This is a genomic window from Povalibacter sp. (assembly GCF_036735925.1).
Lineage (GTDB): Bacteria > Pseudomonadota > Gammaproteobacteria > Steroidobacterales > Steroidobacteraceae > Steroidobacter.
This window is the reverse complement of sequence record NZ_DAINNK010000107.1, coordinates 1-13,193: the sequence shown is the minus strand read 5'-3', so window position 1 is coordinate 13,193 and position 13,193 is coordinate 1. Positions and strand designations below refer to the sequence as shown.

The following is a 13,193-nucleotide window of genomic DNA, read 5'->3' as shown; positions in this document are numbered from 1 at the left end:
AACTCGACGAGACTTCGCCTCCGTTATTCCTGTTCATACATAACGAGAAAGCGTCCGCAACATGGAGATCCTGCGCCTGCCACGTCGCGGCAAGACATTGCAGGTCTGGTCCGCAGAGGGCGCATTCGGCCCGCGCAACGGCGTCCTGGATGGAATCGCGATCGTGGGAAATCGCGTGCTGGTGAACACGCTCGGAACGGGAAAACTGTTCGGCGTCCCGATCGGGCGCAATGGCCAGGCGGGAACAGCCGGCGAATTGCAGCTCAGCCGGCCGATCCAGCGGCCGGACGGCATGCGCAGCCTCGATGGCGACAGTGTGCTGCTGATCGAAAGCGGCGGTGCGGGCCGTCTGTCGCGCGTCGACAGCGATGGCGACGCGGCGACCCTGACGACCTTGCAGGAAGGCTTTCCCGGCGGACCGGTCGCCGTCACGACGGTCGGCACCGACGTCTACGTGCTCGAAGGACAGCTGGCCGCCATGGCTCGCAGCAATCTCACGCCGGCCCCGTTTCGCGTCCTGCGATTCGCGATTGCGCCTTGATGACGGCGCAGCTGCCGCCGGCGGCAGCTGCATCAGCTTCGCGCGTCCTCAGAACCGCGTGCGGACGGTGACGCCGACCAGGCGCGGATCGCTCGGCTGTCCGAGGATCAGGCCGGAATTGCCCGTCTGAATCGTCAGCGCCGTGATGTAGTCGGCGTCGAACAGGTTGCGTGCGAACACATCGACTTCCCAGCCGCTCTGGAAGCGATAGCCGACACTCGCGTTGGTGACGTTGTAGCCGTCGATGCGGGTGTAGCGCGATCCGGAGGTGTCGCTGTTGTAGCCGCTGCGCCAGTTCGAATCCACGTGCGCGACGAGGGCGCCTGAACCGAGCGGCAGTGCATAGTCGATGCCCAGCGATTCGACCCAGTCCGACAGACCGGCCAGCGATTCGCCGGTGAGATCGCAGGCGACCGTGGCAGCCGTCTGGACTTCGAGCGGGCACGGTCCGCCGCGATAGTCCGCGTACTCGCCATCGGCGTAGGCCACGGAAGCACGCACCGTTAAGCCGGCGAAGAGCAGCATCGCGAAATCCGCCTCGACGCCCTTCACCTGTACTTCCGGAATATTCGACGGATAGGAGCGGATGGCTGCGGTCTCGAGGTTCGAGACGATGTTCGCCTGGTAGTCCTCGACGACCGTCCAGTAGCCCGCCAGGTTGAGCGTCGCACGCGAATCGAGCATCGCGAACTTGAGACCCAGTTCGTAGGTGGTGTTGATTTCGTCCTCGATCACCGCAGTCGCCAATGCCGGCTGATTGAGCGCGTCCAGCGGCAGCCCCGACATGTTCAACCCACCGGACTTGTAGCCGTGGGCGAAGCTCACGTAGCCCATCAGGTCGTCGGCGAATCGGTACGCGAGATTCGCGCGACCGGAGAGACTGCCGCCGTCGTCCGCAGCGGTGTAGCTCTGCGGACGGAAGATCGAGAGCTTGGCGCGTGCCAGTTCCGCCGCCGTGGCGGGCGGCAGTCCGGTGAGGTCGAGTCCGCCGAAGACGCGCGTCGCGTAGCTGCCTTCCTTGTCTTCATAGGTGTAGCGCAGTCCCAGCGTCGCCGTCAGCCGGTCGGTGAACGCATAGTTCACTTCGCCGAAGGCGGCGTAGCTGTCCATCTCGAAGCGCGAGTCGCCTTCCTGGCCATAGCCGTCGAGCAGATTGCGCGGGATCGGTACGGTGAAATTCGCCTGGTTGAGCAGCCAGTAGGCCGCCTCCGGGCCGTAGATGCTGGTCGGATGACCGGAAATTTCCTGCGAGTAGTAGTAGAGGCCGGCGACGTAGCTGAAGCGCGTATCGCCGTTCGATGCGATGCGGAACTCCTGGCTGTATTGATCCTGGCGCGAGGGGATGCGCTGCACCCTCTGGATCGGAATGCCGGTGTAGTCGCGGTCGTTCGCGACATCCCAATCCCAGTAACGCCAGGCCGTGACGGACGTCAGCGTCACCGCTCCGACATCCCAGTCGGCGATCAGCGAAACGCCGCCATCCTGCGTATCGACGTGCAGAGCCGCATCGATATCGGACAGCCGGTCATACACGTCGGTGCTGGGCGGTGCATAGCCGAGACCGGCCGCCAGCGCCGGGAACTGTCGTGAGGGACTGCGCAGGCTCTGACCGACGCGCAGAAAATTCTGGGTGCAGCAGGCCGAATCGAGATCGGAAACGTCGCCGATGAGCCGCAGCCTGAGATTGTCGGTCGGGACGAACAGCAGTTGCGCGCGTACGGCGTAGTTGTCGAGTTCGTTGAGCTTCTCGCCCGTGTTGACGTTGGTCAGCAATCCATCGCGCTGGGTGATCTGCGCCGCGAGGCGACCCGCAACGACGTCGCGGAACAATCCACCGGAGATGGCGCCCTTGGCCTGCACGAAGTCTTCGTCGCCATACGACACTTCGGCGTTGCCTTCCGGTTCGAAACCCGGTTCGCGACTGATGACATGGATGGCGCCCGCCGTCGTGTTCTTGCCGAACAGCGTGCCCTGCGGCCCGCGCAGCACCTCGACGCGCTCGATGTCGGTGAAGTCGAAAGCCGCGGTTGCGGGACGACCGTGATAGACCTGATCCACATAGAAGCCGACACCCGGTTCGATGCCGTCATTCGCCGCGCTGATGGACAGCGTGTTCGATCCGAGGCCGCGGATCGTGTAGGCGGTGTTCCGCGGGTTGGCGGAGTTGTAATAGAGAGACGGCACCAGCTGGCTGAGCTGCTGGGTGTTCACGGTGTAGGAACTGTCGAGGACATTGCCGTCCACGACCGAGACCGCAGCGGGGACCGACTGAAGATCTTCCTGACGCCGCCGGGCGGTGACGATGACGCCTTCGAGCGTCGTTGCTTCACTGGTGCTGCGGTCTGCCGGCTCCTGCGCAGCAACAGCAAGGACGGGCAGACAGGCCGACGCTGCGGCACAGGCAAGAATGAATCGCACGGAACCCTCCCTGGTCGAATCGTTATATCTATTGAAATATACCGAGAGGCGGCCTGCGCCAGCAAGGACAACGCGATATCGAGGAACTGGCCGTCGATCCTGCTGGCACGGCCGACGGGACGATCCTGTAGGCAGGATGCCGGCGAGTCGCAACCCGAGCGACGGATGCACGGAACGAAATTCCCGCCGATGGCGTTGCTATGGCAACGGCGGACGGGAGATCGTCATGCAGCCAGCGACTGAAGCCGGTACTGAAATCATCACGGCACTTTTCCGGGATGCCGCAGGTACGGAGCGCGCCTTCGAAGCCACGCTCGCGCGGGGTTATGCGGCTGACGAAATCAACCTGTTGCTGTCGGAGGAGACGCGGCAGCGCCGCTTCGCCAGCGGTCGCGTCGATGCAGCATTGGCGGCAAGAGCCCGTCAGAGCACCGGCGCCGACGAGCCTGCGGTGCTGGACGAAAGAAAGATCGGTGGGCCGGTGGGAGGCACGATGGGCACGCTTGCGCCCGCGGCGGCAGCGGTCGGAACGGTGCTGCTGTTGCCGGGCCTGATTTTCGCCGGTCCGGTCGCGGTGGCGCTGGCGGCGGCCGGCGCAGTCGGACTTGCCGGCGGCGTGATCGGTGCGCTGACGCACTGGGGCATTCCCAGCGCGCGGGTCGAGGACTACGAAGCGCAGATCCGCAAGGGTGGCGTCCTGATGGGCGTGAAACCGCACTCCGTCGAAGATGCGGCCTGGCTGCGGCAGACATGGCGCGAAGCCGGAGGCGTGCTCGTGCACTGAAGTGCACGATTCAGTTGGTTGCGTCCGCCGCCAGCGTTTCGCGTTCGATCACTCGTCCTCGCAGAACGACTTTGTCGATGCGGCTCCATGCGTGCACCGAGTCGAGCGGATTGAGTTCGAGCAGCAGCAGGTTGGCGATCTTGCCGGTGGCGACCGTGCCGTAGTCGCGGTCGAGTCCGAACTGTCGCGCGTTGTTGAGGGTGGCGGCGCGGAACACATCGAGCGGCGACAGACCCGCGAGCGCCATCAGGCGCATCTCGCGAAACGTGTCGTAACCCGGTTGATTGCCGTAGGTCGGTGCGGATGGGGTATCGCTGCCGAGCAGCAGCGGCTGACCGAGTTCATGCAGATAGCGCGCGGCGCGCAATCCTCGCTCGCCTGTCTGCAGCTGCAGCGAGGCGATCCTGCCGTCGGGCAGATCGTCGTAGTCGTGCTTCATGCTGCGTTTGAACCACTGGCCTGCCTCCGTGGCGTACCAGTCGAGCAGCGCAGCGGGGACCACCTTCCGGTAAGTCGGATCCTCGAGCGTGTCGGCGCGGAACAGATCGGCCGTGCCGGCGAGCACGCGCAGCGTCGGCTGATAGCCGGTGCCGCTCCTGTGGATGCGGTTCAGATGCGCCGCGATCTCCGGCGGCACGCCGGATTTGCCGCCGGCCGGCCCCCAGTTCCAGAGGCCATGCGCTATCACGTCGACCTTCGCATCGAGCGCGATACGTTGCATGTCGAGCGCATTCGCGTGCGCGACGAGGAGCAGGCCGCGTTTCGTCGCGGCGGCACGCAGGCGCTGCAGCGAGTCCTTCGACAGCAGCGGCCAGCCGGACCGATCGCCGAAACCATCCTCGATGAACACCTTCACGCAACGCGCACCGCTGACGGCAATGCGATCGACGACGGCTTCGGGCGTGTGCTGCGCCGCCTGCGCGCCGGCCGGCAAGGGATGCGCGGCGGCATTCGCCGGCTCGTAGATGTAGTCCGGCATCATCCGGTAGCGCAGCGGCTTGTCGACGAACAGGGCGGGGTAGCCGTCGAGCGCCGTCGTCGAACCGCAGCGAAACAGATCCGGGTGCTGCGGCTGTGCTTCGAACGTGGCGACGGCGTCCGGCGAGTTGGACGGATCGAGCAGCTGCGTGACGCCGAAATACAGATAGCTGCGCGGCTGCTGGCGGTTGTAGGCATCCCCCAGCGGCTGCAACTGCGGCGACGCGGTATCCCACGGCAGTCCCGCCGGCGTCGAGACGTGCACGTGCGAATCCATGAGGCCGGGCGTCAGGAATTTTCCGCGGCCGTCGATGCGCTGCGCGCCGGGTGCGGTGATCGGTTTCGCCGCAATCTGCGCGATGCGCTCGTCGCGGATCAGCACGAACTGGTGCGGCAACGGCTGCGAACGTTCAGGCGAGACGATGGTGACGTTCTCGATCAGCAGATCCGCAGCGGACGTCGCAGTGTTGAGCGTCAGCAGGGCCAGGCCGGCAAGAATCGAATGCCGTGACATCGTGGCCTCCGTTCGAAGAGGAAGAGCCGCGAAAGACCGCATAAAAGATGTAAACAAGAGAAGTGAAGGAGCGGAAAGACCTCCTGTCCATTACCCTTCTTTTATGCGGTCTTTCGCGGCTCTCCTCTTCAGCGGGCGAGGCCGGGCGGAACCGGCAGGTCTTTCATGGAGCGGGCCACAGACTCGGCTTTCTCCAGCACCCGCAGCAGATTGCCGCCGGCCACCCGTTCCAGTTCGCGATCGGTCCAGCCGCGGCGGATCAGTTCGGCAAACAGGTTGGGGTACATGGAGACGTCGGAGAGTCCCACGGGCCAGTCCGAGTTGCCGTCGTAGTCGCCGCCGATGCCGATGTGTTCGACGCCTGCGACCTTGCGGACATGATCGAAGTGATCGGCGACCTTGGCGATGCTGACGGCCGGCAGTGTCACCTTCGAGAAGATTTCCTTCTGGATCGCTTTCTGTTCCTCGATCGACTTGCCCTGCGAGCGCTGCTTGAATTCCTCCATCGCCGGCTTCTGCACGGCGGCGAAGGCGGGATCGATGAAGGGCGCGACGAAGGTGATCATGATGATGCCGTCGTTGTCCTTGAGGCGCGCCAGGATGTCGTCGGGCACGTTGCGCGGCACGTCGCAGATCGCGCGCGCCGACGAGTGCGAAAAGATCACCGGCGCTTTCGACACGCGCAGCGCATCGTCCATGGTTTCGGCGGCGACGTGCGACAGATCCACCAGCATGCCGAGGCGGTTCATTTCCAGCACGACCTGTTCGCCGAACGGCGTCAGGCCGCCGTGCACCGGCGGAAAGGCGGCCGAGTCGGCCCAATCCAGATGCACGTTGTGCGTGAGCGTCATGTAGCGCACGCCCAGGTCGTAGTAGGCGCGCAGTGCGCCGAGCGAATTCCCGATGGCGTGACCGCCTTCCATGCCGAGGAGCGATGCGATCTTGCCGTTCCTGTGCGCGGCGCGGATGTCGGCGGCGCTGCTGGCGAACTGCAGCGCTTCGGGATAGCGCCGGATCATGCGCAGCGCGATGTCGATCTGTTCGAGCTGCGTGCGCGCGTAGTGACCGTCGGTTTCGCCGGGAATGTATACCGACCAGAACTGTCCGCCGAGATGGCCGGCGCGCAGGCGTGCGAGATCGGTCTGCCCCGGCACCTTGCCGCGCAGGTCGTAGGCATCGACGTCGCCCGGCGCCGTCTTGTCGTTGCGGATCGCCCAGGGCAGATCGTTGTGGCCATCGATCAGAATGGTTTTCGAGAGCAGCCTGTTGGCGCGTTCCAGCGCGGGATCGCGTTCGGCCGCGGCGGCGGCCTGGGAGACGACGAGGCCGGCAAGGCAGAGCGTGACGAAGCGGCGAATGAATGTATGCATGACGAGGCCGAGTGATGCAGGAAGCGGGGAGCATAGTCGGCCGCGGGGTGCGGCGAGAACGGGAAGACGAATCTTTTTTCTTCCTGCAGGTCAGCTGTAGGTCAGGCTTCAGCCTGACTCCTTAAGAAGGCCGGCTGAAAGAAGGCCGGCTGAAAGAAGGCCGGCTGAAGCCGGCCCCACAGCGAGGAGGGGTCCACGGAGAGAAGAATCGCGACGCCGCCATCGCAAACCATCATGGCCGTCGCGGATGCGTCCACTAGAATCGCCGGGATCATGTCAGTCGCCGCGTCCACTGCTTCCCGGCCCGCGTGGTACGGCCTGGTCCTCGCCGGACTGGGCGCCGTCGCGTTCTCGGGCAAGGCCATCATCGTCAAGCTGTCGTATCGCTACGGCGTCGATGCCGTCACCGTCATCACATACCGGATGCTGTTCGGCCTGCCGCTGTTTCTCGCGCTGTCGTGGTATGCGAGCCGCGGCCGGCCGAGACTCACGGCGCGCGACTGGCGAACATTGTTCTGGCTGGGCTTCACGGGCTATTACCTCGCGAGTTATCTCGACTTCGCCGGGCTGCAGTACATCAGCGCCAATCTCGAACGGCTCATCCTGTATCTCAATCCGACCATCGTGCTGCTGCTGGGACTGCTGCTGTTCCGGATTCCCGTGAGCCGGCGGCAGTGGGGCGCGCTCGCCGTCAGCTACCTCGGCGTACTGCTGGTGTTCGGCCACGACATTTCGCTCGGCGGCCACAATGTGCTGCTGGGAACGCTGCTGGTGTTCGGCAGCGCCGTCAGCTACGCGACCTACCTCGCGTTCAGCGGCAATGCCGTGAAGGAACTCGGCGCATTGCGCATCGTCGGTATCGCCACCAGCATCGCCTGCGTGCTGTGCATCGTGCATTTCCTGGTGCTGCGCCCCGTCTCGACGCTCGTCGTCGCACCGCAGGTGATCTGGCTCGGCGTGCTGAACGCCACGCTGTGCACGTTCGTCCCCGTGCTCATGGTCATGATCGCCGTCGAGAAAGTCGGCGCCGGTGTCGCCGCGCAGGTCGGCATGATCGGCCCGATGTCGACCATCCTCCTCAGCATGCTCATTCTCGATGAACCCTTCACCGCATGGATGGCAGCAGGTACCAGCGTCGTCTTCCTTGGTGTGTGGATGCTGGCGCGGTCGAAGAGAGTCGGAGTAACCGCATAGAACGCAAAACAGAAAAAGACACTGGCTGAAAAGGTACATTCACTCTTTTTTTTTGCGTTCTATGCGTTCTTTGCGGTTACTCCTCCCTCTTCTCCTCCCCGACTGCTCGCCAGCCACGAGCCCACGAGGATCATCGCCAGCCCGGTGAGGGTGTGGATGCCGAAGGGTTCGTGCAGCACGAGGACGCCGAGCAGCGAGGCCACGGCGGGATTCACGTAGGCGACGAGTGCTGCGCGCGCCGCGCCGGCGGCGTGAATCAGGTAGAAGAACAGCATCAGTGCGAGTGCGGTGCAGATCGTGCCGAGGATCGCTACTGAAACCAGCGACAGTGTCGAGGGCACGTGCGTCGGTGCAGTGGCGATCGCGAAGGGCAGCAGGATGAGCGAAGCGACGACGAGGCTTGCTGCGACGGCGCCGATCTCATCGATGCCGGCCAGGTGTTTCTGCACGATCAGCGGGCCGACCGCGTAGCCGCTGACCGCAACCGCCATGGCTGCGACGCCGAGCCACAGGCGCGGGTCGTGGCCGAGATCGAGTCCCAGCAGCGCAACGACGCCGGAAAAGCCGACGAACAGTCCCGCGATGCGCTTTGGCCCGAGGCGTTCGTGCACGCCGAACAACGGTGCGATCAGTACGACGCCGAGCGGCACGGTCGCCATCAGGATGCCGGCCAGCGACGAGCTCAGCCATTGCTCGCCGATCGAGATCATGGAGAACGGGAAGACGAGTTCGGCGATGGCAAAGGCGCAGATCGCGCGCTTGTGCTTGAGGACCGGCTTCAATGCGCCGCTGCGCCATGCGATCGGCACGAGAATCAGCGCCCCGAGCGTGATGCGTGTCCAGGCGATGCAGGCCGGCGAAAGATCGCGCAGGGCGAGCTTGATCAGGAAGTACGGCAGGCCCCAGATCAGGCACAGCGCAGCGAACGCGAGGTACAGACGCCAGCTCATCGGAATTCCGGATGCGGGTACAGGAAAATGCGCAAGGCTAACTCAAAGCCCGGTGCGACCGGTTCGTTGCGATCGCAATCAGACGCAGCGCCGGTGTATGCAATCGCTTTTGCGCCGCGCATCGCGAATCGTTCTGGCAGACTCGGCTCATTGGCACGAGAAGAGCAACCGATGAAACGTGCGCCGCTGACGGCCCGCATCCACTCCAGCCGGCGACTGTCGGATGGCTTCCTCAAGCTCGACCGGATCGAATTCGACACGGACATGCATGCGGGCGGCAAGCAGCTCGTGGTGCGCGAGATCGTGCATCGAGGTCATGCCGTCGGCGTGCTCGGCTACGATCCGGTGCGCGATGAAGTCGTGCTCATCAACGAGTTCCGTCCGGGCTGCCTCGTCGCCGGCGATCCGCCGTTCACCGACAACGTCGTGGCCGGCGGCATGAGCGAGGACGAATCGCCGCTCGATGCCGCCGTGCGCGAAATGCTGGAAGAGACCGGCCTCGAATTGCGCGACCCCGTGCTGGCTCATCCTGGCGCCTATGTCAGTTCCGGCGGTACGACGGAAAAGATCGCGCTGGTGGTGGGGTTCGTGGATACCAGTTGCGCCGGCGGCGTGCATGGCAATGCCGACGAATCCGAAGACATCCTGACCGTCGTGGTGCCGTGGCAGGAGTTCATCGAGCGCGTGCGCGGCGCGCAGATCACCGATTTCAAAACGCTGGTTGCCGGCTACTGGCTCGCAGAGCATCGCGAACGGCTGCGCTCGTTCGTTCGTCATTCCCGCGAAGGCGGGGATCCTTCCTGACAGAGTGAATCTTCCCGATTCCGGAGAAACCATGTGTAGTAGCCATTCACTTCCGCGGCGCCTGCTGCTGACGATGTCTGCAGTGATCAGCGTGGCGTGCGCGCTGCCGGCGCTCGGCGCCCCGAGTGCCGCAAAGAAGGCCGCCGTGCAATCGGTCGACGCGCACTCTGCCGAACTAATCGGTCTGTCGGATCAGATCTGGGCGTTCGCCGAAACGGCGTTGCGCGAACATAAATCCGCTGCAGCGCTCGCCGACTACGCGGAGCAGCAGGGGTTCAAGGTGGAGCGCGGCGTGTCGCAGATGCCCACGGCCTTCATTGCTTCGTATGGATCAGGGCATCCGATCATCGGCGTGATGGGCGAATACGATGCGTTGCCGGGCATTTCGCAGCAGGCGGTAGCGGAGAAGACGCCGCTGCACGAAGGCGCAGCAGGTCACGGCTGTGGCCACAACATGTTCGGGGCGGCAAGCCTCGGTGCGGCGCTGGCGATCAAGGAGCAGATCGCTGCCGGCAAGCTCAAGGGCACGATCCGTTTCTACGGCACGCCGGCAGAGGAAGCGATCGGCGGCAAGATCTACATGGCGCGTGACGGCGTGTTCAACGATGTCGATGTCATGCTCGCGTGGCATCCCGGCGATGAGACGCAGGCCGACACGACTTCCAGCCAGGCGATGGTCGATGTGATCGTCGAATTCCACGGCAAGGCCGCGCACGCCGCCGGCGATCCCTGGAACGGACGCAGCGCCGTCGACGGTCTCGAACTGTTCACTCACGGCGTCAACCTGATGCGCGAACACATCAAGCCCACTTCGCGCATGCACTACGCCATCGTCGCGGGCGGCGACGTACCGAACGTCGTGCCCGAATATGCCAAGGTGTGGCTGTGGCTGCGCGACTGGAAACGTACCGAAGTCGAGGACCTGCTGGCGCGCGCCCGCAAACTCGCCGAAGGCGCGGCCATCATGACCGGGACGACATCGAAGCTGACGCTGCAGAACGGCAACTGGGAAATTCTCGTCAACATGACCGGCGCGAAACTCATCGACGAGAACCTGCGCTGGCTCGGCTCGCCGTCATACACGCCGGCAGAACAGGAATTCGCCCGCAAGATCCAGCGCGCGACCAATGTTCCCGACGTCGGCATGAACACGAAGATCCATTCGCTTGACGGCCAGAAGGAAGAGGGCGGCTCGACCGACGTGGGCGACGTGAGCTGGATCGTGCCGACGCTGCATTTCACCGTCGCCACCGCGCCGGCGGATGCGCCGTGGCATGCGTGGCCGGTGGTTGCGACCGGCGGCATGTCGATCGGTCACAAGGGACTGGTGCTGGCGTCGAAGACGCTCGCGGCGACGATGGTGGATCTGTACGAAAAGCCCGCGAACGTCAAAGCGATCCGCGAGGAGTTCAAGGAAAAGAAGGGCGACGTGAAGTTCGAGGCGTATCTGATGCCGGGACCGCCGCCGGTGCCAAATGATTGAGATGAGGTCGAATCGAGCGTCCCTTCCTCCGCGCAGCGGGGGAAGGACAGGATGGGGGTGTCAAACCAGGCGGCGCAGTTTGCGTCGATGCCCCCACCCTAACCCTCCCCCGCTACGCGGAGGAGGGGATCAGACGAGAGGCGCTGCCCCTCACTTCTTGTCCTTCTTGCTGTCCGGCTTCGCATCCGGATTCGCGATCTCTTCCAGCAGCTTCTCGTGCAGGTCCGGCAGCACCGGCAGATCCTTGACGTCGGCAGCCTTGGCCAGTTCGTTGATCTTCGCGGCGGACTCGTGCAGTTCCTTGTACGTCGTGACGAGACGGCCGGTGCTGTCCGTCATCTTCGTCAGCTTGGCATCCTGCTCGGTCTTTTCCTTGCGCAGCGAGGTGAAGCTGGTTTCGATGTCGCGACGCGCATCGGCTTCTTCCTGGCGCTGCTTCTTGAGCTGGTTCATCTTCTTCAGGACGTTTTCCGGCGTGTCGGCCAGCGCAGTGTTGATGGCCTTCAGCTGCTTGTCCTTCTCGACGACGCGATCCTTGAGCGTCTGGATTTCCTTCGCCGACGACGTACGCGCGGCAGCGGCCTGCTGCGTGGCGTTCTCGAGCCTGGTGGTCAGATCGGTGACCGTGGTTTCGGCGGTGGTCTGCGCCTTCTGGGCGGCGGCGAGTTTCTGTTCCATCGCGAGGATGGAGGACTTCGCCTGTTCGCGTGCCGTGACGACGCTGGCGTCGGCTTCGGCGACCTTCTTCAGAGCGGCATCAAGCGCGGTCTTCAGCTCTTCCTGACTGCAATTCGGGTCGAGTTTCAAAGCCTCTGCGGCGGTCCGCATCAACATCTGCTTGCTGATCGCAAGTTCTTTCCACACTTTGAGCTGAAGTTCCAATTGCGCTTGTTCCACCATGTGTCCTGCTGTTACGAAGGGAAGGAAAATTCGGGGCGCGAATTGTAGTCCAGAACCGGCCGTTTCGCGGCAGCGAGTGCGAAAAATCCGCGATCCCGTCCAATGCCCGCTGCGGATCCGGCCGTCATGTTTCAGCGGCAGACGCGGGCGCAACTACTTGTTCCAGCTGGCTTTCGTCACCCTGATTGTGGCTTGGGCATGTTGGCCCCACCGTCCCGCAGGCATTCCCCGTATTCGGGCTCAGATCGATACCGACCGGGCGCGAGGCGCGGATCTCTCTTCCTGTGGGGCCGGCTTCAGCCGGCTCTTCCTGTAGGTCAGGCTTTAGCCTGACTCCTCAAGAAGGCCGGCTGAAGCCGGCCCCACAGGAAGAATCAGGCCGAAGCCGGTACACGCAAATCAGTCCGCGATTCGTGTCGACACGCGCTCGCCTTCGCGCGGCTGCGGATCCGCGACGAACCCGAGTGCGGACGGCAGGTGCGACCGGTCCAGTCGCGTGAGCGCGAGCAGCGTGCCGCCGAGCGCGAGCTGCAATGACGTTTCCTGGCCCGATGGCAGCGCCAAGGCAGTCGTCAGCGAATCCTCGTCCACCGGCTGGCCGGCGGCGCTGATTTCGTTCAAGGCCCAGTCGAGGTCGGTGTCGATCAGCAGTCCCGGACCGTGTTCGGTCTGGAACACCAGCGAGCCTTCTTCGTCCAGGTAGGCGCGGGATGGATGTTCCACCGTGAGCCCGGTGTGCGTGAGCAGCCGGTCGCCATCGACGTGCAGCACGAACGGCGCGTATTCCAGCGTCAGGTAGCCGCGCTGCGGTCCGTTCTGGAAAAACCAGCGACCATGCTCGTCGGCTGCGTAGTTGCGGTTGATGGTCTCGATGATCTGCGGCCGGCTGATGATCTCGCCGCGGATCAGCCAGTGACCGCGCCGGTCGAGACTCAGCCAGCCGAACAGCGCCGGCACGTTCGGCCAGCGTTGCATCGCCCGCAGTGCCCAGTCTTCCAAGTCAGGTCCTCATCGTCTGCTCCCTCCGCCGCGAAGCGGGGAGGGGCGATCAGCGCGTTGCCGCAGTGTCATCGCACAGCCGGCATTCGAGCCGCATCGACGCCAGCGCCTCGCACCGCCCCTGTTCGGTCGTCACCCAGGCGCGCACGAACCAGGGCGGATTGTGCCTGACATGCTGGCTGTGGCCGCATTCGAGGTCGGCGATCCAGTGGCCCTCTTCGTCCTGGCGGAAGCCGGTGATGCAACGCTGCATGCGCG

12 protein-coding genes are annotated in these 13,193 nt (G+C 64.4%); 5 read left to right on the top strand and 7 right to left on the bottom strand.

The genetic code is table 11. The annotated features are described in order from the left end of the window. Positions 1 to 61: 61 nt before the first annotated feature. Positions 62 to 541: a hypothetical protein gene (locus tag V7D81_RS21270; RefSeq protein ID WP_324320081.1), complete on the top strand. Its 480-nt coding sequence runs from the start codon at positions 62 to 64 to the stop codon at positions 539 to 541. A 48-nt stretch (positions 542 to 589) separates the two neighbouring features. Here V7D81_RS21270 and V7D81_RS21265 read toward each other — a convergent pair whose 3' ends face one another. Next, entirely contained in the window at positions 590 to 2,959 is a 2,370-nt protein-coding gene (locus tag V7D81_RS21265; RefSeq protein WP_324320078.1) for a TonB-dependent receptor, read from the bottom strand. Between the two features lie 226 nt (positions 2,960 to 3,185). On the opposite strand from V7D81_RS21265, the gene V7D81_RS21260 reads away from it, so the two are divergent. Next, positions 3,186 to 3,743, top strand: a complete 558-nt coding sequence (locus tag V7D81_RS21260; RefSeq protein ID WP_324320076.1) for a hypothetical protein — start codon at positions 3,186 to 3,188, stop codon at positions 3,741 to 3,743. 10 nt (positions 3,744 to 3,753) lie between these two features. Here the strand turns inward: V7D81_RS21260 and V7D81_RS21255 are convergent, their stop codons facing one another. Next, the gene (locus tag V7D81_RS21255) at positions 3,754 to 5,235 is read right to left on the bottom strand and encodes an amidohydrolase family protein (protein WP_324320074.1); all 1,482 of its coding nucleotides are present in this window, start codon (positions 5,233 to 5,235) and stop codon (positions 3,754 to 3,756) included. A 128-nt stretch (positions 5,236 to 5,363) separates the two neighbouring features. Beyond that, entirely contained in the window at positions 5,364 to 6,605 is a 1,242-nt protein-coding gene (locus V7D81_RS21250; protein ID WP_324320072.1) for a dipeptidase, read from the bottom strand. Between the two features lie 273 nt (positions 6,606 to 6,878). Between V7D81_RS21250 and V7D81_RS21245 the strand changes: the two genes are divergently transcribed. Then, positions 6,879 to 7,799: a DMT family transporter gene (locus V7D81_RS21245; protein ID WP_324320070.1), complete on the top strand. Its 921-nt coding sequence runs from the start codon at positions 6,879 to 6,881 to the stop codon at positions 7,797 to 7,799. A 59-nt stretch (positions 7,800 to 7,858) separates the two neighbouring features. Here V7D81_RS21245 and V7D81_RS21240 read toward each other — a convergent pair whose 3' ends face one another. Continuing rightward, positions 7,859 to 8,749: a DMT family transporter gene (locus V7D81_RS21240; protein ID WP_324320068.1), complete on the bottom strand. Its 891-nt coding sequence runs from the start codon at positions 8,747 to 8,749 to the stop codon at positions 7,859 to 7,861. Positions 8,750 to 8,920: 171 nt separating this feature from the next. On the opposite strand from V7D81_RS21240, the gene V7D81_RS21235 reads away from it, so the two are divergent. Then, complete coding sequence (locus tag V7D81_RS21235; protein ID WP_324320066.1) at positions 8,921 to 9,553, top strand: NUDIX domain-containing protein; 633 nt, start codon at positions 8,921 to 8,923, stop codon at positions 9,551 to 9,553. A 73-nt stretch (positions 9,554 to 9,626) separates the two neighbouring features. Continuing rightward, positions 9,627 to 11,036, top strand: a complete 1,410-nt coding sequence (locus V7D81_RS21230) for an amidohydrolase (protein WP_324320064.1) — start codon at positions 9,627 to 9,629, stop codon at positions 11,034 to 11,036. A 150-nt stretch (positions 11,037 to 11,186) separates the two neighbouring features. Here V7D81_RS21230 and V7D81_RS21225 read toward each other — a convergent pair whose 3' ends face one another. The 3 genes from V7D81_RS21225 to V7D81_RS21215 all read right to left on the bottom strand — a co-directional run bounded on the left by V7D81_RS21225 (position 11,187) and on the right by V7D81_RS21215 (position 13,188). Continuing rightward, entirely contained in the window at positions 11,187 to 11,864 is a 678-nt protein-coding gene (locus tag V7D81_RS21225) for a hypothetical protein (protein WP_324320062.1), read from the bottom strand. Positions 11,865 to 12,335: 471 nt separating this feature from the next. Next, positions 12,336 to 12,935, bottom strand: a complete 600-nt coding sequence (locus V7D81_RS21220) for a DUF2946 family protein (RefSeq protein WP_324320060.1) — start codon at positions 12,933 to 12,935, stop codon at positions 12,336 to 12,338. A 49-nt stretch (positions 12,936 to 12,984) separates the two neighbouring features. Continuing rightward, complete coding sequence (locus V7D81_RS21215; RefSeq protein ID WP_349257717.1) at positions 12,985 to 13,188, bottom strand: DUF3565 domain-containing protein; 204 nt, start codon at positions 13,186 to 13,188, stop codon at positions 12,985 to 12,987. Positions 13,189 to 13,193: the final 5 nt, after the last annotated feature.